The sequence below is a fragment of the Kribbella sp. NPDC000426 genome, from assembly GCF_040300265.1.
GTDB lineage: Bacteria > Actinomycetota > Actinomycetes > Propionibacteriales > Kribbellaceae > Kribbella.
Map to the genome: position 1 here is coordinate 300256 of NZ_JBEPDK010000005.1, position 22662 is coordinate 322917.

Here is a 22662-nt window from a genome sequence, read left to right on the forward strand (position 1 = left end):
TATGCACGAGAACATCACCGCCCTGCTGATCGAGCTGGGCGCGGTCATCCTTGCCCTCGGCATCCTCGGCCGGATCGCGGGCCGGCTCGGCTTCTCCCCGATTCCCCTTTATCTGTTGGCCGGGCTTGCCTTCGGGCACGGTGGACTGTTGCCGTTGGCAGCCAGTGAGGAGTTCGTTGCCACCGGCGCCGAGATCGGCGTGATCCTGCTGCTGTTGCTGCTCGGGCTCGAGTACACCGCGTCCGACCTGGTCGGGACGCTCAAGACGCAGTACGTGTCCGGTGCGGTGGACTTCCTGCTGAACGCGTTGCCGGGTGCGGCCGTGGCGCTGCTGCTCGGTTGGGGTCCGGTGGCGGCGGTTGCGCTGGCCGGCGTCACCTGGATCTCGTCGTCGGGCGTGATCGCGAAGGTCGTCGGGGATCTGGGCCGACTGGGCAATCGCGAGACCCCCGTCGTACTCGGGATCCTGGTGCTCGAGGACCTGTCGATGGCGGTCTACCTGCCGATCCTGACCGCGCTGCTTGCGGGCGTCGGGCTGGCCGGTGGAAGCATGACACTGCTGATCTCGCTGGGCACGGTGAGTGTGGTGCTGTTCATCGCACTCCGGTACGGGCGGGTGATCAGCCGGGCGGTGTCCTCGGACAACCCCGAGATGCTGCTGCTCGTCGTGCTCGGTCTGACCTTGCTCGTCGCGGGGATTGCGCAGCACCTGCAGGTGTCAGCGGCGGTCGGTGCGTTCCTGGTCGGGATCGCGTTGTCCGGCGAGGTCGCGCACGGTGCGCGGAACCTGCTCGCTCCGCTCCGCGATCTGTTCGCCGCCGTCTTCTTCGTGTTCTTCGGGTTGAGCACCGATCCGGCGAAGATCCCGCCGGTGCTCGCGATCGCGTTCGGCCTCGCCGTACTCACCGCACTCACCAAGATCGCCACCGGCTGGTACGCCGCTCGCCGGGCCGGCATCTCGTCCCCAGGGCGCTGGCGTGCGGGTGGGACGCTGGTGGCCCGCGGCGAGTTCTCGATCGTCATCGCCGGCCTGGCCGTCGGGGTCCAGCCGAAGCTGGGTCCGCTGGCAACGGCGTACGTGCTGATCCTGGTCGTCCTCGGCCCGGTCGCTGCCCGCTATACCGAGCCGATCGCGCGGCGCCTGTTCAAGCGCGGATCGCCAGAACTCACCAAACCAGTCGTCGAGGAGCGCGACCGCCAGCCGCAAGCGTGAACCCGCCGGCGGACGATCAGTTGATGAGTGGCTGGAGTCCGCACTCGTGATCGAGCAGGGCTCGTTTGCGTTCGATACCACCGCCGTAGCCGGTAAGGCTGCCGGTCGAGCCGACCAGGCGGTGGCACGGGACGATGATGCTGATCGGGTTCTTCCCGTTCGCGAGGCCGACCGCGCGGGCCGACTGCGGTTTCAGGCCGAGCGCGGCGGCGAGGCCGCCGTACGTGGTGGTCTCGCCGTACGGGATGTCCTGGAGGGCCGTCCAGATCCGGCGCTGGAAGTCCGTGCCGACCAGGTGCAGCGGCACGTCGAACTTCGTGCGGCCCTGGTGGAAATACTCGTCCAGCTGCTCGGCGACCGCCGGCAGGGTCGAGTCGTCCCGGTCGCCGAAGTCGGCTTCGTCGGGGCGGTAACGCTGCCGGTCCATGTAGAGGCCGGTCAGCTCGCCCGCATCGGTCCCCACGAGGGTGAGGGGACCGAGCGGGCTGTCGATGACGGCGTACGTCACTGAGTGGATTCCCACTGCTCGCGGCTGATCCGGTAGAGCACGTGCCGCTGCAGGCGGTGTCCCGCGGGCAAGCGGACGTGGTCGAAGTCGCCGGCCTCGTCGTGGGTCATCCCGATCCGCTGCATCACCCGCTGCGACGGCAGGTTCGGCGTCGCGGTGAACGAGACGATCTCGTCCAACCCGGCCGGACCGAACCCGTACGCGAGCGAGGCCAGCGCCGCTTCGGTGGCGTAACCATTGCCCCAGGCACCTTTTGCCAGCCGCCAGCCGATCTCGACAGCCGGCATGAAATGCGCCTCGAAACTCGGGATCGACAGCCCGGTGAACCCGATGAACTCCCCGGTGTCACGAACCTCGAGGGCCCACAATCCCCATCCGCGCTCCGCGAAGGCGTCCAGCTGCCGGTCGATCAGCGCGTCGCTCTGTTCGCGAGTCTGCGTCGCCGGGAAGTGCTCCATCACGGCCGGGTCGGCGTTCAGCGCTGCGAACGGCTCCCGGTCGGAGTCACGCCACTGGCGGAGCAGAAGACGGTCGGTGGTCAGGTCGGTCACAGGTCACTCCGGGATCTTGTTGATGGCATGGTCACCGGTGGCCCACAGGTACTGCACGGCGTACGCACGCCAAGGCCGCCACGCGCGGGCGTGGTCGGTCAGGAGTTTGGGGGCCTCGGGCAAGCCTAGGTCACGGGCGGCGTACCGGATACCTAAATCACTGGCCACAAAGGCGTCCGGGTCACCGAGCGCGCGCATCGCGATCGACTCGACCGTCCACGGACCGATCCCCGGCAGCGCCGCGAGCTGCTCCCGCGCGCGATCCCAGTCCGCACCTGCACCGAGGTCGATCTCCCCGTCGGCCAGCGTCCGGTTCAGCGTCATCAACGTCGTACGCCGGGATTTCGGAAAGGCCAGCGTCTCCGGGTCGAGCCCGGCGAGCGCCTGCACAGTCGGGAACAGGTGCGTCAGCCCGCCGGCCGCGTCCTCGATCGGCTCTCCGTGCTGCAGCACCAGGCGATGAGCGTGCGTCCGCGCGGCCGCCGTCGACACCTGCTGACCGAGCACCGCGCGTACGGCGAACTCCTCGCCGTCGACCGTGTGCGGAACCCGGCGTCCAGGCGCCTTCGCGATCAGCGGCGCGAGCACCGGGTCCTCGCTGAGCAGGTCGTCGACCGCCACCGGATCCGCGTCGAGGTCGAGCATCCGCCGGCACCGGCTGATCGCGATCGCGAGGTCGCGCTGATCGGTGAGCGACAACTGACAAGCGATGTGGTCGGGCATCGGCCGCAACGCGACCACGCCATGACCGTGCGGGAGTCGCAGCGTGCGCCGGTAGTGGCCGTCGCGCCACTCCTCGACGCCTGGCACGCCGGTGGCGATCAGGTGACCGAACAGGTTGTCCGGCGTGAGCGGGGCGCGGAACGGGAGGCGCAGCGAGATCGTGCCGGGCGCGACAGTCGTCGTACCCCGGCGGGCGCGGCGGCGCAGCTCGGTCGGGGAGAGCGCGAAGACCTCCTGCACGGTCTCGTTGAACGTCCGCACACTCGAGAACCCGGCGGCGAACGCGACGTCCGCCATCTGCAGGTTGCTGGTCTCGATCAGCAGTCGCGCGGTCTGTGCACGCTGCGCCCGGGCGAGCGCGAGCGGGCCGGCACCGAGCTCGGCCAGAAGCTGCCGCTGCACCTGCCGCACGCTGTACCCGAGCTGACCGGCCAGCCCCGGTACGCCGTCGCGGTCGACGACGCCGTCTGCGATCAGGCGCATCGCACGGGCCACCAGGTCGGCCCGGTCGTTCCACTCCGGGGAACCCGGGCTGGCGTCCGGACGGCAGCGCTTGCAGGCGCGGAACCCGGCCTGCTGCGCCGCGGCAGCGCTCGGGTAGAACCGCATGTTCTCGACCTTCGGCGGCACGACCGGGCAGCTCGGCCGGCAGTAGATCTTCGTGGTCAGAACGGCCGTGAAGAACCACCCGTCGAACCGGGCGTCCTTGGACTGAACGGCCCGGACACATCGCTCCCTGCACTCGTACACGCCCTCCAGCATCCCTGCCGCCACCGACAGTCGCTAGCGGTTTTACGACATGGAGGTGGACCGGGTCGCGGTTTTGCGACGCCAGGATCCGGTGGCGGATTCCCGCCAGCTTCATCGTCCCGGCTCGCGTGGACTGGTCGGCATGAACGAACTGCTTGGCAAGAAGGCAATGGTGACAGGTGGCAGCCGCGGGATCGGCGCGGCCACCGCGATCGCGCTGGCGGAGAAGGGCGCCGACGTCGTGATCACCTACAACGCGTCCGCGGATGCGGCGGCAACAGTGGTGAAGGAGATCGAGAGCCTCGGACGGCGTGCCGTTGCCCTCGCGGTCGATGCGGCGGATGCGGTCGCGGTCGGCGACGGCGTACGACGGGCCGCGGAATCCCTTGGTGGGTTGGACATTCTGGTGAACAACGCCGGCGTGGGCGCGATCGCGCCGATCGGTGATCTCACGCTTGCCGATGTCGATCGGGTGCTGGCGGTCAACGTGCGTGGTGTGTACGCCGCGACCCAGGCCGCCGTACCGCTGCTGCCTGACGGCGGACGTCTGATCCGCCTCGGGAGCTGCGTCGCCGGTCGGGTCACGACGCCGGGGATGACGTTGTACGGGTTGAGCAAGTCCGCGATCGCTGGGCTCAGCAAGGCGCTGGCCCGCGAGCTCGGGCCGCGGCGGATCACGTCGAACGTGATCCAGCCCGGCCCGATCAACACCGACATGAACCCGGCCGACGGCCCTTTCGCCGCCGTCCAGCGCGCCAACCTGGCCATCGACCGGTTCGGCGATGCCACCGAGATCGCCGCCGCTGCCGCCTACCTGGCCGGGCCTGACGCCGCCTACATCACCGGCACCGAACTCACCGTCGATGGCGGCCACACCGCCTGACACCGCGCCCCGGACCTGCAGCACTCACCAGGCACCAGACTCCACCCCCGGTCGGGCGGGGGTGGAGTGGGCTCGACGCCTCCGGGGCGGGCTTGGTGAGTGGTGGAGGTCCGCGCTTTGTCCGTGGCCCCGGTTAGCGTCGTCGGCATGAAGTTCTCGGTGACGGTCGGGGCGGTGGGTGCGGGGCGCGATCCGCGTGGGCTGGCGGAGTTGGCCCGCGCGGTGGAGGACTGCGGCTGGGACGCGTTGTTCCTGGAGGACTACCTCGTCTACCAGGGCGACGCCTCCCAGCCGACGTACGACCCGTGGATCTGCCTGGCGGCGGTGGCGGTGGCGACCTCGCGGATCCGGATCGGTACGACGGTGACGCCGCTCCCCCGGCGGCGACCGTGGAAGGTGGCGGCGGAGGCGGTCGCGTTGGACCACCTGTCGGGCGGGCGGATGGTGCTGGGGGTCGGGATCGGGGATCCGGGCGATCCGTTCATGGAGGGGAAGAGCCCTCACCTGCTGGCGGAGATGCTGGACGAAGGGCTGGCGCTGATCGACCGGCTGTGGAGTGGGGAGCGGGTGAGTTTCCACGGCAAGCACTACCAGTTGGACGGCGTACAGCTGACGGCTCGGCCGGTGCAGGAGCCGCGGATTCCTGTCTGGGTGGGCGGGAACATGCTGGTGCCTGCTGTCAGGCGGAGGATTCTTCGATGGGACGGATCTTGTGCCTATAAGGGCAGTACGGATGCGCCGCAGCAGATCACGCCTGACGACGTCCGCAGACTGCTGGAGGCCGGGGCACGCGAGGTGAAGGTGAGCGGGGGTGAGCCGGCGGCGTTCGCGGAGGCGGGTGCCACCTGGTGGGGCCGGTGGATCGCACCGATGGGGGTCGAGGAGACGCTGGCGATCGTGCGGCAAGGCCCGCCGGGCGCTCTGAACCGTTGACAGGTCCGGAGACCCCGGGGCAGACTGCGGATGTTTTTAACGTTCAAAACGTCCGTGGGAGGTCGCTGTGGCTACGCTCAAGCAGGTCGCCGCCCACGCCGAAGTGTCGGTGCAGACCGTGTCGAACGCGCTCAATGCCCCGCACCGGCTCCGGCCGGACACGCTCGAACGCGTCAACAAATCGATCGAACTGCTCAACTACCGGCCCAATCGTAACGCCCGCAGTCTGCGCACCAGCGCGGTCGAGCTGATCGGGTACTGCGTCCCGAACTGGCCGAACCAGACTCATCTCGTGATGGACCAGTTCCTGCACGCCCTCTGCGCCGCCGCCGAACGCACCGGCCGGCACATCCTGTTGTTCACCGCACCGCCCGGTGTCGACGGCATGCCGACGTACGACGATCTGCACGCGCGCCGGCTTGTCGACGGGTTCGTGCTCTCGCAGACCGAGACGCACGATCCGCGGCACGGCTGGCTGAAGGAGCAGGGCATCCCGTTCGTCAGCTTCGGCCGGGTGTGGAAGCAGACCACGCAGCCCGGTCCGTGGGTGGACGTCGACGGTGCGGCCGGTTCCGCGATGGCGGTCCGGCACCTGTACGAGACCGGTCGCCGCCGGATCGCCTTCCTGGGCTGGCCGAAGACGTCCGGTCTGGCCGAGGACCGCGCGGGCGGCTGGCGCGAGGAGTGCAAGAGACTCGGTCTGCCGATCAGCGGACTGTCCGTACGCTGCCGCGAGGACAGCCTCGACGAAGGCGCCCGCGCCACCGCGGCGCTGCTCGACGCCGGCCGCGAGATCGACGGGATCGTTGCCCTGAGCGACATTCTCGCGCTCGGCGCCCTCCGCGAACTCACCCGTCGCGGCCTGACCGCCGGTCATCAGGTCGGCGTCACCGGCTTCGACGACTCGCCGCTCGCCGACGTCGTCTCCCCCGGCCTGACCAGCCTCCGGCAGCCGATGGACGAGATCGCCGGCGAGCTGATCAAGATCCTCACCGGCGTGCCCGACGGCACACCGACCGAACGCCTACTGCAGCCAGAACTGGTGATCAGGGGCAGCTCAGCCCCTGGCTGATCCGGCGCTGTCCCCCCGGCGCCGCGAGAAGGAGGAACCGCCATGACTCCCCATCCGACCAACCGCAGTAGCTCCCCGCCACCGCACCGCAGACCGGTACGCCGGACCGCCGGGATCGCCCTGCTCGCCACCGCGACCGTCCTCGCAGGCACCGCGTCCGCACTCGCCGGACCGTCGTCCGCGGACTCGGCAACCGGATCGGCCCGCGCCACCACAGCCTCGGCCGGCTCGTCTGAGTTGTCTGAGACCACGCGCCTCGCCGACCGGCGGTCGCTGGTGGTCGGCGACCGGGCCTACGCGATGGGCGACGAGACAGGCCTCTACCCCGCCTCCGGCTGGCACATCCGCGGCGAGATGGGCGGCTTCTGGACCCAGCCGATCAAGCTGCTCGACGGCATCTGGTTCGGCCTCGACGGCAACTGGCTCGGCAAGGACGTCGCCGCCGCGAAGTACACCAGCGGCCAGGGCTACAGCCGGATCGACTACTCCGGCTCCGTCAACGTCCGCCGTACCGACTTCGTCCCCGACGGGGTCCGCGCGACGCTGGTCGGCCTCACGCTCAGCTCGAGTACGGCGAAGACGGTCAAGCTCGACGTGGACGCGCACTCCGAGCTGATGCAGTCGTACCCGTGGGACTGGACCACCCCGGCCGCCGCCGACGCCAACCTGCCGGACACCGGCGACTACACCGACGGCGCGCTGCGGTTCCGCGAGCAGGGCACCCCGTCGTACCCGAACGCGACCGCCCACGACTATGCCGCGTTCGTCGGATCGTCCCTGCGTCCGACGGATCACGCGCTTGGTCCGGACCACCGCGGTCCGCAGGACCCGGCGGTGATCTGTCCCAAGGACGGTACGACGCCTGCACGCTGCGACGACTCGCTCGTCGGCAAGGGCACCGGCGGCCGGCTTACGTACGACGTGAAGCTGTCGGCGGGCCAGCAGAAGACGATCTGGTTCGCCGTGGCCGGATCAGACCAGGGCAGCCAGGCCGCGCAACGCGAGTACGGCAAGGCCCTGAGCAACCCGGAGAAGTTGCTGCGGGCAAAGACCTCGGCCCGGCAGCAGGTCGACGCACAGTCTGCAGTGGACCTTCCTGGTGACCGGCTGCTGCAGCAGAGCGTCGAGTGGAGCAAGCAGAATCTCGCCGACTCGGTGCAGGAGGCGCACAACCTGCAGATCCGGGACGTCAACGAGGGCAAGGACTACCCGGCACCGGCCGGCACGGTGCAGACCGCGCGCTGGTTCGGCGCCGGCTTCCCGGACTATCCGTGGCTGTTCGCGACCGATGGTGAGTACACCGCGTTCGCCGCAGTCGCCGCGGGTCAGTTCGACACCGTCAAAGACCATCTCAAGGCGCTGCGCGACGTCAGCGACATCCTCAACAACCGCAGCGGCAAGGTCGCGCACGAGGTCACCCCGACCGGCTCGGTGTACTTCGGTTCGAACCAGAGCGCGGGCAACACCGACGAGACGGTGAAGTTCCCGAGCACGGTCGCGCTGCTGTGGCGGTGGACGGGCGACGACAAGTTCCGCGACGAGATGTACGACTTCAGCGTGCGGAACCTGCAGTACGTGTACCGCGAACTGGACAAGGACGGCGACGGCTGGCCCGAGGGCCTGGGCAATGTCGAGCGCACCGGCATGGGCGTGGAGAAGCTGGACAACACCGTCTACCTGATCCGCGGTCTGACCGACCTCGCCGACCTGGCCGCGTCGAAGCACGACACGAAGACGCAGCAGTGGGCCACCACCCGCGCGAACGACCTCGAGTCCCGCTTCGAGTCGCAGTGGTGGGTGCCGCAGGCGAAGGGGTACGCCGACTCGATCGACGACCCGGCCAACCCCGCGAACGACAACACGCCGATCTTCCAGCGGCACTGGATCGGTGTCACGCCGATGGAGGCGATCCTGAACCGGGGCGGGCAGACGGCTTCGCCGCTCGCGTCGACGGCGCATGCGAACACCGCGCTCGACCAGCGCGAAACGGCTTGCTACACAGGCGAATTCGGCCTCTTCCACACCGGCACCGGCGCCACCTCGGACCCGGCCGGCAACCCCGGCGCAACCTGCGATCCGGTCGTGTCGCAGGTGAAGAGCGAGCGCAGCATCTTCGGTCTGAACACGTCGATCATGGCCGTTGCGGAAGGCAACTTCGGTCGGATGGGCGCGAAGCAGCAGCAGGCGTACACCACCGGCAACGCCCGGATCCAGCTCGACCCGTCGGTCTGGGAGACCCCTGGCGCGATGCCGGAGATCGCCCCGTCACCGGACTCGGCGGCGAACATCGGCCGGCCGTTCTACGACCGCTCGATGGCGCTGCAGGCGTGGGGCGCGTACGGGATCCTCTGGCCGGTGATCCACCAGCAGCTCGGCGTCGACCCCGACCTCGGGCACGGCAAGCTCGCTGTGGTGCCGCAGATTCCGGCCGGCCAGCCGAAGGTGGCCGGTAGCAACATTCGGGTCGGTCGCGGCTCGGTCGATGTGTCCGCACGCCTTACAGATAAGGCGTTGTCGACCGATGTGACCGTGAAGGGTGTCGGCGCGGCGGTCACGGTCGGCGCCGTACTCCCGTCCGGCGCGAAGGTGAAGAGCGTGTCGGTCGACGGGCACGCGGCGCAGTACAAGCTCGTCACCACCACCCGCGGGACCGAGGTGCAGGTGGCGGCGAAGGGCTCTCACACCGAACTGAGAATCACACTCCGCTGAGAGCCGCACACCCAGAACCCCGAGGTCGTTCGCGACCTCGGGGTTCTGCTTTTCGGCACTAGTCAGTTCAAGAAGGCGGGCCCCTCCGAGTATGAGTCGGAGGGGCCCGCACCAGCTGAAGGAAGGTGACGTCTCCAGCTTCCCGATACGGGTCCGTGGAGGCCGGCAGACCCCGTCACCGGTCTACCTCGGTGGGGATCCCCACCGCGAGGGCCCTCGGTTTCCGATCGACCCACCGCTCCAGTCCGAAGCGGCGTGTCGACATTTCTACGCTCTTGAACCGGGGTCGCACAAGCCTTTCCTGGCAACAGTTTTGGTCGTCCACAATGATCGCGCAACCATCCACAGAAATGGTCCCGGTTATACACACCCCCTGTGCATAACGTGTCTTAGCCCTTAGCGGGTTTGAGTGCCATCGGTTGCAGGATGCGATACCCGGCGTACACACCGACCGCGCTGACCACGAGGACGGAGGGTACGGCGACGGCGAGTGGCGGGCGGTGATATCCGGCGTTGGTGAGCACGTCGGCGAGCCACTGGGCGACCAGCAGGAACTCGGCGGCCGCCGCCGGGACCAACGCCAGCGGCAGCATCAGCAGACCGCGCCAGAAGCCGAGGCGGACGAACGTGATGCCGAGCAACCAGCCCGTCACTTCGTGGGACAGGATCAGCAGGAAGAACTCGGCGAACACCAGGCCGACCTGCGACGTACTGGTGAACAGGTGCGGGTTGTTCAGCTTGTCGGGCCAGCCCTGCCATCCATAAAGCGCATGTTCCAATTGATAGGCGATCACCCAAACGATCGACGTAGCCGCCGCGGCGCCGGTCAGGTAGATGCCTGAGGCAACCGCGTACATCCGCCGGGTGACCCCGTGCGCAACCAGCAGCACCAGGTACGCCGGGGTGAGCGTCACACCGAGCGCCAGCGAGAAGTACTTCGGCGATTGGGTTCCGTAGTCCCACATGCTGCTGGTGACGCCGCTGGTCGCGAGCTGGATGACGATCCCGATGACCAGGAACGCAACGATCATGACGATCCAGTAGCCGACGAGCATCTGCCGCAGGCCGACCACCATCGACCACAACACGGTCTTGAGCCGGCGCCAGTCGGTGGCTTCCCGCGGGAGCGTCGCTTCGACAGTGGTGGTCATGAGCGGGCCCCGGTGAGGTGGACGAAGAGGTCCTGCAGGCCGACCGGACCGATCTCCAGGCCGGCCGCGGTCGCGTCCGCGAGCAGTGCCGGATCGAGGTCGCCGAGGACCGTGGTGGACTTGGTGCCGCCCAGCCGCTCCTCCGCGAGCACGGTGAAGCCGGCGGTGAACTTGTCGACGGCCGCGGCCGGTCCGACGATCGAGGCGCCACGACCGCGCAACGAGTCCACCGGGGACTGGGTGACGAGGCGTCCGTTGTCGAGGATGACGACCTCCTCGAGCATCGCGCTGACTTCGCTGACCAGGTGGGTCGACAGGATGAACGTTCGCGGTACTTCGGTGTAGTCGGCGAGCAGCGCGTCGTAGAACAGGTTCCGCGACGGGACGTCCATACCGAGGTAGCTCTCGTCGAAGATCGTCAGCGGCGCCCGGCTGGCGAGGCCGAGGACGACGCCGAGGGCCGACTTCTTACCGCGGGAGAGCTTCTGGATCTTCTTGTTCAGCGGTACTTCGAAGCGGTCCAGCAGTTCGCCGGCGAGGTCGGCGTCCCAGTACGGGCGGAGCGCCGCGGCGAGACCGATCGCTTGTTTGACCGGCACTGCGTCGGGACGGTCGCCGGACTCGCGGATCAGGCTCACGCGGCTGGTGACGACGGCGTTCTCGTACGGCTCCTGCGCCGTACCGAGGTCGCCGCCCTCGATCAGGACACGCCCTTCGTCCGGCTGCCGAAACCCGGCCAGAACCGCGGCCAGCGTGCTCTTGCCGGACCCGTTGCGGCCGAGCAGCCCGTGGATCTTCCCGGGCGCCAGCCGCAGATCCAGCCGATCCAACGCCGGCACCCCGGCGAACCTCACCGAGAGATTCTCGGTCCTCACAGTCAGGGCGGTCATCAAGCGTCTCCGTACGTTTTGATGTGCTGGAGGATGTCTTTCAAGGGGATGCCGATTGCCTTGGCCTCGCGGATCATCGGGTCGACGACGTCGGCGAAGAACGAGTCGCGGCGGCCGGTGCGGAGCAGGTCGCGGGCGTTCGGGGAGACGAACATCCCGATCCCGCGCTTCTTGTACAGCACGCCCTCGTCGACCAGCTGCGCGAACCCCTTGGCCGCGGTGGCCGGGTTGATCCGGTAGAAGGCGGCGTACTGGTTGGTCGACATCACCTGCTCGTCCTCGGCCAGCGCGCCGGTCACGATGTCGTTCTTGATCTGCTCCGCGATCTGCAGGTAGATCGGACTCCGGTCGTCGAACACAACCCCACCCCCCTTCGCTGGTTAGTTACTTGAGTAACGAACCGTAGCACCTAGTCGGGTCACCCGGCAGCGGAGTACTGCGCCTGCTGGATCGACTTCTTCAGCGCCGGTACGACGGGGCCGATACGGACCGCGAGCTGCGCGAGGCGGTCCTTGTGGCGGATGCGCTGGTCCTTGGTGACGATCGTGCGCAGGTCGGCGGTGGCCGCGAGTACGACGATCGACGCGTCGCGCAGGTCGACCCGGGAGACGAGCCGCGAGGCGCGGAGCGTGTCGTGCGCGGCCTGCAGGAGCTGCCGGCGCATCAGCGGGTGGCGGACGGTGATGCGGTCCGCCGGGACGATCCCGAGGATGCGATGCGGCTCGACCTTGATCAGCCGCGCCCGGTCGAGCTCGTCGCGCACCCGGCGTACCGTCGCCCCCGGCCGGCGCTCAACCCAATGCTTCCACCGCCGCGGCCCCGCCGCCCGCATGTCCTCGAGCACTGCCGCCAACACCGGATCCCCCGGGGCCGGCGCAGCAGTCACCCGGGCTTTCCCGTTGTCGTCGACAAGATTCCCGGCCAGCACGAGGTCAACGAGAGCCGCCGCACGCAACACCTTCCCAACCTTCGCCCGCGCCACCAACCGCCCCCGCTCCGAATCACAAGCCAACAAGAAAACCCTCCCAACCAAACTCTCCGGCACCCGCAGATTGCCCAAAGCAACAACCTCCCGCCCCACCCGCACACCAGCACCCGCCTGGGACCTGGCGCCGGCGCCAGCCGGCCCCGCAGGCCCCCGCGGTACTCGGGGCGCGCTCCCCGCCCTCCCGGCGCTTCCCGCCCCTCGTGCGCTTCGGGCATCTCCCGCGCTGCGCAGGCTGCCGAATGCGGTCCACCGGGTGACACCCGCCATCCCCCGCGCGCCCAGTTGATCGCCCCCGGCGATTGCTGCGTACTTTCTACTCATCGTCTTCCTCCTTGGGAGGGCGGCCGGGGCGGCGGAGTTTGCCTACGCCGCCGGGGAGGCGGCCGGCGTCGGCCAGGGCCCGGCGGAGCAGGAACTCGATCTGTGCGTTGGTGCTGCGCAGGTCGTCGGCCGCCCAGCGGGCCAGCGCGTCGTGCACCACGGGATCCAGCCGGAGCAGGATCTTCTTGCGTTCGACAGCCACGGCAGACGACCACTCACTGGTAGAGCGAGCCGGCGTTGACCACCGGCTGGGCGTCACGGTCGCCGCACAGCACCACCATCAGGTTGCTGACCATCGTCGCCTTCCGCTCCTCGTCCAGCTCGACGACCTCGTGCTCGGACAGCCGGTCCAGCGCCAACTCGACCATGCCGACCGCACCTTCGACGATCCGCTGCCGGGCCGCGACGACCGCGCCGGCCTGCTGGCGCCGCAACATCGCCTGCGCGATCTCCGGCGCATACGCCAGGTGCGTGATCCGCGACTCGATCACCCGGACGCCGGCCGCGTGCACCCGCGCGCCGATCTCGGCCGACAGCTTCTCGGTGATCTCGTCCGTGCTGTCCCGCAGCGACAAGGCGCCGTCGTCGGTGTGCACGTCGTACGGGTAGCTGTTCGCGATGTGCCGGACCGCGGTCTCGGTCTGGATCGCAACGAACTCGACGAAGTCGTCCACCTCGAACATCGCCTGCGCGCTGTCCTCGACCTGCCAGACCACCACCGCGGCGATCTCGATCGGGTTGCCGTCGGCATCGTTGACCTTGGCAACGGCCGTCTCGTGGTTGCGGATCCGGGTCGAGACCTCACGCCGCGAGGAGATCGGGTTCACCCAGCGGAGACCGTTGGTCCGCACGGTCCCGGAGTACCGCCCGAGGACCTGCAGCACCCGGGCCCGGCCCGGCGACACCGCGGTCAGCCCGGCGGCGACGATCAGTCCGACCACGAACACCGCGATCCCACCCAGCACCTGCGGACCCCGGTCGTGGGTGGCGCCAATGATGATCCCGGACACCCCGGCCACCAGCAGCACGAAGGCCAGCAGCGCCATCGGCCAGCCGTTCAGATCCCGGCCGGCCCGCTCGGTCACCTTCGGCGCCGGCATCTCCACCGCGACATCCACCATCACACGCTCCCTCGCTCGAATATCGCCAAGGTAGCAAAGTGATATCACATTTACAAGCCGGTACTCCCCGGCTTGGCGCGGATGGGGCGTGGGTGCTCGGGCGCTGCGCGGGTCGGGTGCTGCGCCCGGGCGGGTGTTCGGGGGCGGCGTGGGGTGGGTGCTGCGGGGTGGGTCAGGGGAGGCGGGTTGATAGGGATTCGAGGTGGGATTGCCAGAGGGCGGCGTGGGAGTTGGGGAGGGGGTCGATGGCGGAGGCGGACCAGGCGTGGATGGGGCGGATGCCGTGGAGGGCGTTCAGGAGCCAGGCCTCGGTGGTGTTCTGTAGGTCCTGCGGGGTGGCGGCGCGCTCGGAGACCTCGACGCCCTGGTTCGCCGCGATCCGGCGCAGGAGCTGTGCGGTTACCGAGGCGAGCAGCGGGCGGTCTGACTGGGGGAAGCAGAGGGTGTCGTCGTCCCACCAGGCGACCGCCGAGTACGCCGCCTCGAGTACGGTCCCGTCGGTGTCGAGCAGCAGGATCTCGTCCGCGCGGTCGGGCGCCGACTCCCTCAGCTTGCCGAGCAGTTCCAGGTCCGGCCCCTTGACCCGCGGCGCGGTCCGCGGGTCCGGACCTTCGTGTACGGCGACGCGCACGCGCCCGCCGATCGGCGGCGCCGGCCGCAGCTGAACGGCGAGCTCACCCGACGCCTGCAGCTCGAACCGCGGGAACCACCGTCCGAACCCGGGCAACCGCCCGGCCTGCTCGTCCCAGAACCGTTCCGCGGCGACCCCCGCCGCGGCGCACGACCGGACGAACCGTTCCCGGTGCAGCTCCAGTCCCCGGACCTTGCCATTGGCAACCAGGAACGAATCCGCCACCAGCAGACCACTCATCTCCCCCACCCTTCACTCGCGGGCCGCCCGGCCCACGGCTGCCGTTGCTTTCAGCACCATTTCGTCGTACTCCGCGACCGCGTCGGAATCCAGCACGATCGCACCCCCTGCCCCGATCACAGTCTCGTCCGGAGTCAGCACCGCCGTCCGGATCACCACGCTCAGATCCGCCCGCCCGTCCAGCGACAGGTAGCCGAGCGCGCCGGAGTACACCCCGCGGGCGCTCCACTCGAGCTCGTCGATGATCTCCATCGTGCGGATCTTCGGCGCACCCGTCATCGACCCCGGCGGGAAGCACGCCCGGACCGCGTCGACCGCGGTCAGCCCGTCGCGCAACCGGCCGCGGACCGTCGTCACCAGCTGGTGCATGGTCCGGTAGCTCTCGACCTGCATCAGCTGCGGCACGGTCACCGTCCCCGGCACGCTCACCCGGCCGAGGTCGTTGCGGATCAGGTCGACGATCATCAGGTTCTCGGCCCGGGTCTTGTCGTCCTCGGCGAGCGCCTTCGCGGCGAGCTGGTCCTGCGCCGGGTCGAGGTCGCGCGGCGCGGTCCCCTTGATCGGCCGGCACTCGGCCCAGCCGTCCGCGTCCACGGTCAGGAACCGTTCCGGTGAGGAGCTCGCCACCGCGAGATCGCCGTACCGGAGGAAGGCGGCGTACGGCGCCGGGTTCGCGGACCGCTGCCAGCGGAAGAACTCGAACGGGTCCTGCACGGCCGGCAGCCGGACGCGGTTGGTCAGATTCACCTCGTACGTCTGGCCGGCCTCCAGCTCCTCCAAACAGCGCGCGATACCGGCCAGGTATGTCGCCCGGTCCTGCTCGAGGTGCGCCTCGAGGTCGAGCGTGGCGATCGCCGGGGTGTCGAGGCTGCCCATCCACCAGTCGCTGGCGGCCGTCTCGGCCCGGTCGAGCCAGTCCTCGCCGGCCCCGTTCTCGTCGACCGCGACGAGGTAGGTCCGGTCGTGATCGTGGTCGATGACGATGAACCGGTTCGCCCAGATCCAGAGTGCGTCCGGCGTCGGCGACTCGTGCGCGGCCCGGCCGCCGGTGAGCGCCTTCAGCTCGTACCCGAAGTACCCGACGTACCCGCCGCAGAAGAGCCCGGCCAGCTCAGCCGGAGGCTCGGCGGCCCGCGCGGCCAGCAGGTCCTGAAGCTCGGTGAAGACGTCGCCGTCGGCAACATCGCGAGTGATGACCTCGGCCCCGGCGCTGGTTCCGAGGACGGAGACACGCCGTGGCGACCGGTCGGTCAGGCTGCCGTCTAGCCAGAACGCGACCGGTTCGGCGGCCAGCAGTTCGCGGTAGACCGTCTCACCGTCCAGCGCCCGACCGAGCGTCCGGACCGACCAGCGCAACGCACTCACCAGCACACGGTACCGACCGCGGGCCGGAAGCGTACCCGAGGATCAGGAGATGGTCAGCGCGACCTTCGTGCGCATCGCGGTGATGCGGCGGATCGGGATCGCGACCTCGAGGCCGTCCTTCGATTCGGCCCGGTCCGCGAGCCACCCGGCGGCGGTGTCGCGGCGGACGTCCGGCGTACCCGGGAGGTAGAGCGCGTTGACCAGCCGCATCGCGTCGTCGCGGCTGCGGATCATGTACACGTACCGCTCGCGCTGGCTCTCCATCACGTCGAACCCGGCGTGCTTGAGCTGGTCCTTCAGCTCGGTGATCTCGCCGCCGGCCGGGAACTGCGGCGTCGACCGCAGCCGAGTGGTGAGACCGCTCAGCGTGCGGATGTCGCCGCGCCGCAGCGGCCGGACGGCGGCACGATCGCCGCGAGCACGCCGCCCCGCCGCAGTACCCGGGCCGCCTCCGCGAGTACGTCGGGAAGCGGCTGGAGCACCATCAGCCCCATCGAGCAGGTGACGACGTCGAAGATCTCGTTCGCGAACGGCAGGTGCAGCGCGTCGGCCTGGACCTTCGGACCGGGCGCTCCGGCGAGCTGGGCGGGGTTGTTGTCGACACCGACCACCCAGCGCCCGTACAGCTCGCGCGCGACCGGCCCGTTGCCGCACGCCAGGTCGAGCACCCGCCGGGCCTCGCCGGACACGGCCCGGACCAGCCACCGGTACGGCGTGTGGTCGCCGGCCACAGCCCGTGACAGCAGCGCTTCCGTGCTGCCGGGCGTGGCGGTGTGAAACTCCCGCAGGTACTGCGGCCAATCAATGGGGTTCTCAGACATCGCGGACCGACGCTACCGGCTGGCGACCCGGCGTGCTCCGCCGGGTGCTCAGCGTTAACGCAGAGTTGACTTACACCCTGCTGACGAAGATGTGGCCGGCCGTCTCGTCGCTGATGACGCCGCCGGCCTCGCGGCTGCCGACCAGTACGCCGTCGGCGTCCATCGTCGAGTCGACCTCACGACCGGGCAGTGCGCCGGCCTTTCGCAGTACTGCCATCGCGCCGTCGTCGGTCTGCACCGGCTCGGCGATCCGGCGGACCAGCACCCGCACGCTCTCGCCGGTGGACGCGTCGAGGACCTGGTCGAGCGGCTCGACGCCGATCCGGAAGTCCTCGATGTCGCTGGCGATACCGCTGGTCTGCAGCTCCTCCAGACCGGGGATCGGGTTGCCGTACGGCGACTCGGTCGGGTTGTCGAGGATCTTCAGCAGCCGCAGCTCGACCGCGTCGCTCATCACGTGCTCCCAGCGGCAGGCCTCGGCGTGGACGTCCTCCCACTCGAGCCCGATCACATCGACCAGCAGCCGCTCCGCGAGGCGGTGCTTGCGCATCACCCGGACCGCCTGCTTGCGGCCGACGTCGGTGAGCTCCAGATGGCGGTCGCCCTCCACCTTGATCAGACCGTCGCGCTCCATCCGCGCAACCGTCTGACTGACCGTCGGACCGGACTGGTGCAGGCGCTCGGCAATGCGTGCCCGGAGCGGGAGGATGCCCTCTTCTTCCAGTTCGTAGACAGTCCGCAGGTACATCTCGGTGGTATCGATCAGCTCGCTCACGACAACCATTCTCACCTATTGAGGCAACCCTTACCGAATCGCTGCTGGGTACTGGCGGATGATGAGCACGATGACAGCGGTGATGTGGTTCCGTCGGGACCTTCGGTTGGCAGACAATCCGGCCCTGCTCGACGCGGTGGCGGCGGGTGACGGCCGGGTCCTCGGCGTGTTCGTGGTGGATCCGTTGCTCTGGGAGCGTTCCGGCGACCCACGGCGGGACCACCTCGCGGCGTCGCTGCGCAGCCTGTCGGAGTCGATGGGCGGACGGCTCGTCGTACGGCGGGGCGATCCGGCAACCGTCGTACCGGCGATCGCGGGCGAGGTCGGGGCCGCGAGCGTGCACATCAGCGCGGACTACGCGCCGTACGGACAACAGCGCGATCAAGAAGTTGAAGCCTCATTGAAGTGTCCGCTGGTGCGGACGGGGTCGCCGTACGCCGTGGCGCCGGGGCGGGTGCTGAATCAGCAGGGGCGGTCGTACCAGGTGTTCACGCCGTACTTCAAGGCATGGCTCGCGCACGGCTGGCGACAGCCGGTGGAGGCGCCGGCGGACGTGACCTGGGTCAAGGCTTCCGGCGAGGAACTGCCGCCCGGCGAGGGCGCGGGCGAACAGGCGGCGCTCGACCACTGGACGGCGTATCTCGACGACGTTGCGGCGTACGACGACGAGCGGGACCGGCCCGACCTGGACAGCACTTCACGGATGTCGATCCCGTTGAAGTACGGCGAGATCCACCCGCGGACGATGCTCGCCGATCTCGCCCGCAAACGGAGCGCCGGCGCAGAGGCGTACCGGCGCGAGCTGGCCTGGCGCGAGTTCTGCGCGGATCTGCTCGCCCGTCACCCGCACGCCGCCTGGAAGCCGCTGCGCGCGGAGTTCGACAAGATGCAGTACGACGAACCGGGCGACCTGTTCGACGCGTGGTGCGCAGGCCGGACCGGGTACCCGATCGTGGACGCCGGGATGCGGCAGCTGGCCGAGACCGGCTTCATGCACAACCGGGTGCGGATGGTCGTCGCGTCGTTCCTGGTCAAGGACCTCCATGTGCATTGGCGGTTCGGCGCCCGCTGGTTCATGCGGTCGCTGCGCGACGGCGATCTCGCGTCGAACTCGCTGAACTGGCAATGGGTGGCCGGCTGCGGGGCCGACGCAGCGCCGTACTTCCGGATCTTCAACCCGGTCAGCCAGGGGCAGAAGTTCGACCCTGACGGTGAGTACGTGCGGCGCTGGATCCCGGAGTTGCGGCACCTCGACGGCAAGACCGCGCACGAGCCGTGGCGGTACGGCGCCGACGCCTACCCGGACCAGATCGTCGACCACGGCGAGGCCCGCGCCGAGGCCCTCCGCCGGTACGCCGCGATCCGCTGACCGCCGCCCGCTCTTGACGGGCGGCTGCGCCATACCCCTATAGTGCTAGTTACCTAGATGAATGGGGTTATGGATGATCGAGTTCCATCTGGACGGGCGGTCGGGGGTCTCGCCGTACCAGCAGATCGTTCAGCAGGTCCGGAACGCATTGCGGCTCGGACTGCTGCGGGAGGGTGACCAGCTGCCGACCGTGAAGGACGTGGTCGCGGCGCTGGCGATCAACCCGAACACCGTGCTGAAGGCGTACCGCGAGCTCGAACACGAGGGCCTGGTCCAGGCCCGGCCCGGCCGCGGCACGTTCGTCACCCGCACCCTCACCGACAACACGCTGGCCGCCCACGGCCCGCTCCGCCAGGACCTCCGCCGCTGGCTGACCAAGGCCCGCAAAGCCGGCCTCGACGACGAAAGCATCGAGGCCCTGTTCCTGACAACCTTTCGGTCCGCCGCTCGGGAGGAGATAGCGTGACCACAGTTCTGCAGGCCCATGGTTTGGGGAAGAAGTACGGGCGGCGCTGGGCGTTGACCGATTGTGAGTTGGAGGTTCCGGCTGGGCATGTGGTTGGGCTGGTCGGGCCCAACGGGGCCGGTAAGAGCACGTTGCTGAATCTGGCGGTGGGGATGCTGACGCCGACTGCGGGGAGCGTCGAGGTGCTCGGGGCACCGGCGGGGGCGCAGCAGGCGAAGGTCGGGTACGTCGCGCAGGACACGCCGACGTACGCGCGGTTGAGTATCGCGGACCACCTGCGGCTCGGGCGCCGGCTGAACCCGGCGTGGGACGAATCGCTTGCACAGCGGCGGGTCCAGCATCTCAAGCTCGATCCGAAGCAGCGGGCGGGCAAGCTGTCCGGCGGTCAGCGGGCGCAGCTCGCGCTCACGCTCGGGCTGGCGAAGCGACCCGAGCTGCTGGTCCTCGACGAACCCGTCGCCGCGCTCGATCCGCTGGCCCGCCGCGAGTTCCTGCAGGACCTGATGGAAGCGGTCGCAGAGCAGGAGCTCAGCGTCGTACTGTCCTCGCACCTGGTCTCCGATGTCGAGCGTGCCTGCGACTACGTGATCGTGCTGGTCGACTCGCGGGTGCAGGTCAGCGGCGAGATCGACACGCTGCTGGCGACGCACTACCGGCTGACCGGTCCGCGCCGCGATCCGAAGGACATGCCGCGGGATCAGTTCGTCGTCACCGCGAGCCACACCGACCGGCAGTCGACGTACCTGATCCGGACCGAGCGGCCGATCCACGATCCGGCCTGGACGGTCTCCCAACTCACGCTCGAGGACCTGGTGCTGGCCTACATGGGCCGCGACGTCCAGCCGGAGCGTCCAGTTCTGGAGGTCCAGCGATGATCTGGCTGACCTGGCGACAGTTCCGCGTGCAGTTCCTGGTCGTCGCGACCGTCATCGTCGCGGCCGGCATCACCCTGGCCATCACCGGTCCGGGCCTCGCCGACGACTACCGGCGGCTCACCACCGCGTTCATCCAGAACCTCGGCTTCGAACGCTTCAATCCCTTCCTGTACATCGCCGGCCAGGCCCTCCTGTACGTCACGCCGCCGGTGATCGGGGCGTTCTGGGGCGCACCGCTGGTCGCGCGCGAGTTGGAGACCGGCACCCACCGGCTGGTGTGGAGTCAGAGCATCGGCCGCCGCCGCTGGCTCGCGGTCAAGCTCGGGGTGACCGGTGGCGCCGCGATCGCGATCACCGGGCTGCTGAGCCTCGCGGTGACCTGGTGGGCCGTACCGATCGACAAGGCGATCAACGCCGGGCAGGACTCGAACACCTACCTGCCCCGGATGTTCCCGCCGGTCTTCGCCGCCCGCGGCCTGGTCCCCGTCGGGTACGCCGCGTTCGCGTTCGCGCTGGGTGTCGCGCTCGGCCTCGTGATCCGCCGTACCGTCGTCTCGCTCGCGGTCACGCTGGCAGCCGTGATCCTGATCCAGATCGTCACGCCGACACTGATCCGGCCGCATCTGCTGGCACCGACGGACAAGAACGTCGTCGCGAGCGCGGAGAACATCCGGGGCTTCGGACTCACCGGAGACGGGCCGAATACGACGGTCAAGGAGTTGGAGGTCGCGACCGGAGCGGTCGGTGCCTGGAAGCTGTCCGACGACACCGTGGACAAGTCGGGCAAGGTCTTGAGCACGCTGCCCGAGTGGGTCATGAAGTGCGCGCCGGCGCCGCCGCCCGGACTCCCCCAGGAGGCGACCGGGACCAGCGACGCCGATCGGACCGCCTGCTTCCAGCGGCTCGCCGATGAGGGCTACCGGCAACATGTCCGGTACTACACCGCGGACAAGTTCTGGGACCTGCAGTGGCGGGAGTTCGGCTTGTTCCTGCTGATCGCCGTCGCGCTGGGCGGGTTCAGCTTCTGGCGGATCCGGCGCGACTTGTCCTGACCCGCCGGACGAGAAGGGCTGCCGCGAGGAGCGCGGCAGCCACGACCGCGGACGTCCACGGAAGCGTGACTGCCAGTACGACGCAACCAGTCAGGCCGATCACGTTGACGGCACGCGGCCAGCGACGCTGGTCGGCCGGCTGGGTGAACGCGGAGGCGTTCGCGATCGCGTAGTACAGCAGGACGCCGAACGACGAGAAGCCGATCACCCCGCGCAGATCGGTGGTGAGCACCAGGACGCCGACGACCGCGGCGAGCGCGAGCTCGGCGTGGTGCGGCACCTGGTAGCGGGGATGTACGGCGGCCAGCCAGGTCGGGAGGTCCCGGTTGCGGGCCATGGCGAGCGTGGTGCGGCCGATGCCGGCGATCAGGGCCAGCAGGGCGCCGAGGCTGGCGAGGGCGGCGCCGATCCGGACGATCGGCGTCGCCCAGGCCGCACCGACCCCGTCGACCGCGGACGCGAGGGGCGCCGTGGTCGACGCGGGGTCGCCCGTCCGCAGCAGCGCGAACGCGACGAGCAGATAGATGCCGATAGCAACGGACAGCGCGATGGTGATCGCTCGCGGGATCGTCCGAGCCGGCTCGCGGACCTCCTCGCCCATGGTCGCGATCCGTGCGTAGCCGGCGAACGCGAAGAACAGCAGGCCCGCCGACTGCAGCACGCCGTACACCGAGGTGCTGGTCGTTGGGTGAGGCTGAGGTTCACCGGCGAACAGGACCACGAGCACGACGGCGAGCACGACGAGCGTGCAGGTGACGAGGATCCGGGTGAGGCGCGCCGTCCTGGTGACTCCGCGGAAGTTGACGGCGGCCAGCGCGATGACCGCGGCCAGTGCGATCAACCGCCGCAGCCAGCCGACTTCCGTCACGTACGTCGCGAACGTCAGCGCCATCGCGGCACACGACGCCGTCTTCCCGATGACGAAGCACCAGCCGGCGGCGAAGCCCCACCACTCCCCCAGCCGCTCCCGACCGTAGACGTATGTGCCGCCCGACACCGGGTAGACCGCCGCGAGCTGCGCGGACGAGGCCGCGTTGCAGTAGGCAACAACAGCGGCGATCACCAGGCCGAGCAGCAACCACGAGCCGGCCGCGCGCGCGGCCGGCGACCAGACGGCGAACACCCCGGCACCGACCATCGACCCCAGCCCGATCACCACAGCATCGCCAACACCGAGCCGACGGGCCAGACCCGGCTCGGTCCGGCCGCCGGGCTCGGTCCGGCCGGCCGGCTCCGGCGATCGCGCCGCGGTCAT

Annotated in this window: 24 protein-coding genes; 9 read left to right on the forward strand and 15 right to left on the reverse strand. The window is 69.5% G+C overall.

The window, feature by feature from the left end:
- Position 1: 1 nt before the first annotated feature.
- Positions 2-1213: a cation:proton antiporter gene (locus ABT313_RS25525; protein WP_350858724.1), complete on the forward strand. Its 1212-nt coding sequence runs from the start codon at positions 2-4 to the stop codon at positions 1211-1213.
- 16 nt (positions 1214-1229) lie between these two features.
- On the opposite strand, the gene ABT313_RS25530 is transcribed toward ABT313_RS25525, so the two are convergent.
- Genes ABT313_RS25530 through ABT313_RS25540 form a run of 3 tightly spaced genes read right to left on the reverse strand, consistent with a single transcriptional unit; the run spans position 1230 to position 3745 of the window.
- Positions 1230-1721 carry a methylated-DNA--[protein]-cysteine S-methyltransferase gene (locus tag ABT313_RS25530; RefSeq protein ID WP_350858727.1) on the reverse strand — a complete coding sequence of 164 codons (492 nt, stop codon included), beginning with the start codon at positions 1719-1721 and terminating at the stop codon, positions 1230-1232.
- Positions 1718-2272 carry a GNAT family N-acetyltransferase gene (locus ABT313_RS25535; protein ID WP_350858730.1) on the reverse strand — a complete coding sequence of 185 codons (555 nt, stop codon included), beginning with the start codon at positions 2270-2272 and terminating at the stop codon, positions 1718-1720. Before ABT313_RS25535 ends, ABT313_RS25530 begins: the two co-directional genes overlap by 4 nt.
- A gap of 3 nt (positions 2273-2275) precedes the next feature.
- Positions 2276-3745 (reverse strand): AlkA N-terminal domain-containing protein, encoded by a 1470-nt coding sequence (locus ABT313_RS25540; RefSeq protein WP_350858732.1) that lies wholly within the window; start codon positions 3743-3745, stop codon positions 2276-2278.
- A gap of 142 nt (positions 3746-3887) precedes the next feature.
- Between ABT313_RS25540 and ABT313_RS25545 the strand changes: the two genes are divergently transcribed.
- The 4 genes from ABT313_RS25545 to ABT313_RS25560 all read left to right on the forward strand — a co-directional run bounded on the left by ABT313_RS25545 (position 3888) and on the right by ABT313_RS25560 (position 9342).
- Complete coding sequence (locus ABT313_RS25545; protein WP_350858735.1) at positions 3888-4628, forward strand: SDR family NAD(P)-dependent oxidoreductase; 741 nt, start codon at positions 3888-3890, stop codon at positions 4626-4628.
- A 147-nt stretch (positions 4629-4775) separates the two neighbouring features.
- Positions 4776-5561: an LLM class flavin-dependent oxidoreductase gene (locus ABT313_RS25550; RefSeq protein ID WP_350858738.1), complete on the forward strand. Its 786-nt coding sequence runs from the start codon at positions 4776-4778 to the stop codon at positions 5559-5561.
- Between the two features lie 67 nt (positions 5562-5628).
- Entirely contained in the window at positions 5629-6633 is a 1005-nt protein-coding gene (locus ABT313_RS25555) for a LacI family DNA-binding transcriptional regulator (RefSeq protein ID WP_350858741.1), read from the forward strand.
- Between the two features lie 42 nt (positions 6634-6675).
- Complete coding sequence (locus tag ABT313_RS25560) at positions 6676-9342, forward strand: glucosidase family protein (protein ID WP_350858744.1); 2667 nt, start codon at positions 6676-6678, stop codon at positions 9340-9342.
- Positions 9343-9731: 389 nt separating this feature from the next.
- Here ABT313_RS25560 and ABT313_RS25565 read toward each other — a convergent pair whose 3' ends face one another.
- The 11 genes from ABT313_RS25565 to ABT313_RS25615 all read right to left on the reverse strand — a co-directional run bounded on the left by ABT313_RS25565 (position 9732) and on the right by ABT313_RS25615 (position 17654).
- Positions 9732-10493, reverse strand: a complete 762-nt coding sequence (locus ABT313_RS25565; RefSeq protein WP_350858747.1) for a hypothetical protein — start codon at positions 10491-10493, stop codon at positions 9732-9734.
- Positions 10490-11383, reverse strand: a complete 894-nt coding sequence (locus tag ABT313_RS25570) for an ATP-binding cassette domain-containing protein (protein WP_350858750.1) — start codon at positions 11381-11383, stop codon at positions 10490-10492. Before ABT313_RS25570 ends, ABT313_RS25565 begins: the two co-directional genes overlap by 4 nt.
- On the reverse strand, positions 11383-11742 hold the full coding sequence (locus ABT313_RS25575) for a GntR family transcriptional regulator (RefSeq protein ID WP_350858753.1): 360 nt from the start codon (positions 11740-11742) through the stop codon (positions 11383-11385). The genes ABT313_RS25570 and ABT313_RS25575 overlap by 1 nt, the downstream gene beginning before the upstream one ends.
- 59 nt (positions 11743-11801) lie before the next feature.
- Positions 11802-12692 (reverse strand): GOLPH3/VPS74 family protein, encoded by an 891-nt coding sequence (locus tag ABT313_RS25580; protein ID WP_350858756.1) that lies wholly within the window; start codon positions 12690-12692, stop codon positions 11802-11804.
- Positions 12685-12894, reverse strand: coding sequence for a type II toxin-antitoxin system antitoxin (locus ABT313_RS25585; protein ID WP_350858759.1), 210 nt, complete (start codon positions 12892-12894; stop codon positions 12685-12687). The genes ABT313_RS25580 and ABT313_RS25585 overlap by 8 nt, the downstream gene beginning before the upstream one ends.
- 13 nt (positions 12895-12907) lie before the next feature.
- Positions 12908-13813, reverse strand: coding sequence for an SPFH domain-containing protein (locus ABT313_RS25590; protein ID WP_350858762.1), 906 nt, complete (start codon positions 13811-13813; stop codon positions 12908-12910).
- 172 nt (positions 13814-13985) lie between these two features.
- On the reverse strand, positions 13986-14684 hold the full coding sequence (locus ABT313_RS25595) for an aminotransferase class IV (protein WP_350858765.1): 699 nt from the start codon (positions 14682-14684) through the stop codon (positions 13986-13988).
- 12 nt (positions 14685-14696) lie between these two features.
- Complete coding sequence (gene pabB, locus ABT313_RS25600) at positions 14697-16049, reverse strand: aminodeoxychorismate synthase component I (RefSeq protein WP_350858768.1); 1353 nt, start codon at positions 16047-16049, stop codon at positions 14697-14699.
- Between the two features lie 42 nt (positions 16050-16091).
- The gene (locus ABT313_RS25605; RefSeq protein WP_350858771.1) at positions 16092-16313 is read right to left on the reverse strand and encodes a hypothetical protein; all 222 of its coding nucleotides are present in this window, start codon (positions 16311-16313) and stop codon (positions 16092-16094) included.
- A gap of 98 nt (positions 16314-16411) precedes the next feature.
- Positions 16412-16870: a class I SAM-dependent methyltransferase gene (locus ABT313_RS25610; RefSeq protein ID WP_350858774.1), complete on the reverse strand. Its 459-nt coding sequence runs from the start codon at positions 16868-16870 to the stop codon at positions 16412-16414.
- Between the two features lie 70 nt (positions 16871-16940).
- A complete protein-coding gene (locus ABT313_RS25615) occupies positions 16941-17654 on the reverse strand; it encodes an iron-dependent transcriptional repressor DtxR (RefSeq protein ID WP_502884025.1) in 714 nt (237 codons plus the stop codon).
- 52 nt (positions 17655-17706) lie between these two features.
- On the opposite strand from ABT313_RS25615, the gene ABT313_RS25620 reads away from it, so the two are divergent.
- The 4 genes from ABT313_RS25620 to ABT313_RS25635 all read left to right on the forward strand — a co-directional run bounded on the left by ABT313_RS25620 (position 17707) and on the right by ABT313_RS25635 (position 21407).
- Positions 17707-19014 (forward strand): cryptochrome/photolyase family protein, encoded by a 1308-nt coding sequence (locus ABT313_RS25620; RefSeq protein WP_350858779.1) that lies wholly within the window; start codon positions 17707-17709, stop codon positions 19012-19014.
- Between the two features lie 73 nt (positions 19015-19087).
- Positions 19088-19480, forward strand: a complete 393-nt coding sequence (locus ABT313_RS25625; RefSeq protein WP_350858782.1) for a GntR family transcriptional regulator — start codon at positions 19088-19090, stop codon at positions 19478-19480.
- The gene (locus ABT313_RS25630) at positions 19477-20355 is read left to right on the forward strand and encodes an ABC transporter ATP-binding protein (protein WP_350858784.1); all 879 of its coding nucleotides are present in this window, start codon (positions 19477-19479) and stop codon (positions 20353-20355) included. Before ABT313_RS25625 ends, ABT313_RS25630 begins: the two co-directional genes overlap by 4 nt.
- Positions 20352-21407, forward strand: coding sequence for an ABC-2 membrane transporter-related protein (locus ABT313_RS25635; protein WP_350858787.1), 1056 nt, complete (start codon positions 20352-20354; stop codon positions 21405-21407). Before ABT313_RS25630 ends, ABT313_RS25635 begins: the two co-directional genes overlap by 4 nt.
- Here the strand turns inward: ABT313_RS25635 and ABT313_RS25640 are convergent.
- On the reverse strand, positions 21373-22662 hold the full coding sequence (locus ABT313_RS25640; RefSeq protein ID WP_350858790.1) for an APC family permease: 1290 nt from the start codon (positions 22660-22662) through the stop codon (positions 21373-21375). The genes ABT313_RS25635 and ABT313_RS25640 overlap by 35 nt on opposite strands.

Coding starts and splice junctions, on each gene's coding strand:
- ABT313_RS25525 (WP_350858724.1), top strand. CDS start 2: ATGCACGAGAACATCACCGCCCTGCTGATCGAGCTGGGCGCGGTCATC.
- ABT313_RS25545 (WP_350858735.1), top strand. CDS start 3,888: ATGAACGAACTGCTTGGCAAGAAGGCAATGGTGACAGGTGGCAGCCGC.
- ABT313_RS25550 (WP_350858738.1), top strand. CDS start 4,776: ATGAAGTTCTCGGTGACGGTCGGGGCGGTGGGTGCGGGGCGCGATCCG.
- ABT313_RS25560 (WP_350858744.1), top strand. CDS start 6,676: ATGACTCCCCATCCGACCAACCGCAGTAGCTCCCCGCCACCGCACCGC.
- ABT313_RS25565 (WP_350858747.1), bottom strand. CDS start 10,493: ATGACCACCACTGTCGAAGCGACGCTCCCGCGGGAAGCCACCGACTGG.
- ABT313_RS25570 (WP_350858750.1), bottom strand. CDS start 11,383: ATGACCGCCCTGACTGTGAGGACCGAGAATCTCTCGGTGAGGTTCGCC.
- ABT313_RS25580 (WP_350858756.1), bottom strand. CDS start 12,692: ATGAGTAGAAAGTACGCAGCAATCGCCGGGGGCGATCAACTGGGCGCG.
- ABT313_RS25590 (WP_350858762.1), bottom strand. CDS start 13,813: ATGGTGGATGTCGCGGTGGAGATGCCGGCGCCGAAGGTGACCGAGCGG.
- ABT313_RS25595 (WP_350858765.1), bottom strand. CDS start 14,684: ATGAGTGGTCTGCTGGTGGCGGATTCGTTCCTGGTTGCCAATGGCAAG.
- ABT313_RS25605 (WP_350858771.1), bottom strand. CDS start 16,313: ATGGAGAGCCAGCGCGAGCGGTACGTGTACATGATCCGCAGCCGCGAC.
- ABT313_RS25610 (WP_350858774.1), bottom strand. CDS start 16,870: ATGTCTGAGAACCCCATTGATTGGCCGCAGTACCTGCGGGAGTTTCAC.
- ABT313_RS25615 (WP_502884025.1), bottom strand. CDS start 17,654: ATGGTTGTCGTGAGCGAGCTGATCGATACCACCGAGATGTACCTGCGG.
- ABT313_RS25620 (WP_350858779.1), top strand. CDS start 17,707: ATGAGCACGATGACAGCGGTGATGTGGTTCCGTCGGGACCTTCGGTTG.
- ABT313_RS25625 (WP_350858782.1), top strand. CDS start 19,088: ATGATCGAGTTCCATCTGGACGGGCGGTCGGGGGTCTCGCCGTACCAG.
- ABT313_RS25635 (WP_350858787.1), top strand. CDS start 20,352: ATGATCTGGCTGACCTGGCGACAGTTCCGCGTGCAGTTCCTGGTCGTC.
- ABT313_RS25640 (WP_350858790.1), bottom strand. CDS start 22,662: ATGACCGCGGCGCGATCGCCGGAGCCGGCCGGCCGGACCGAGCCCGGC.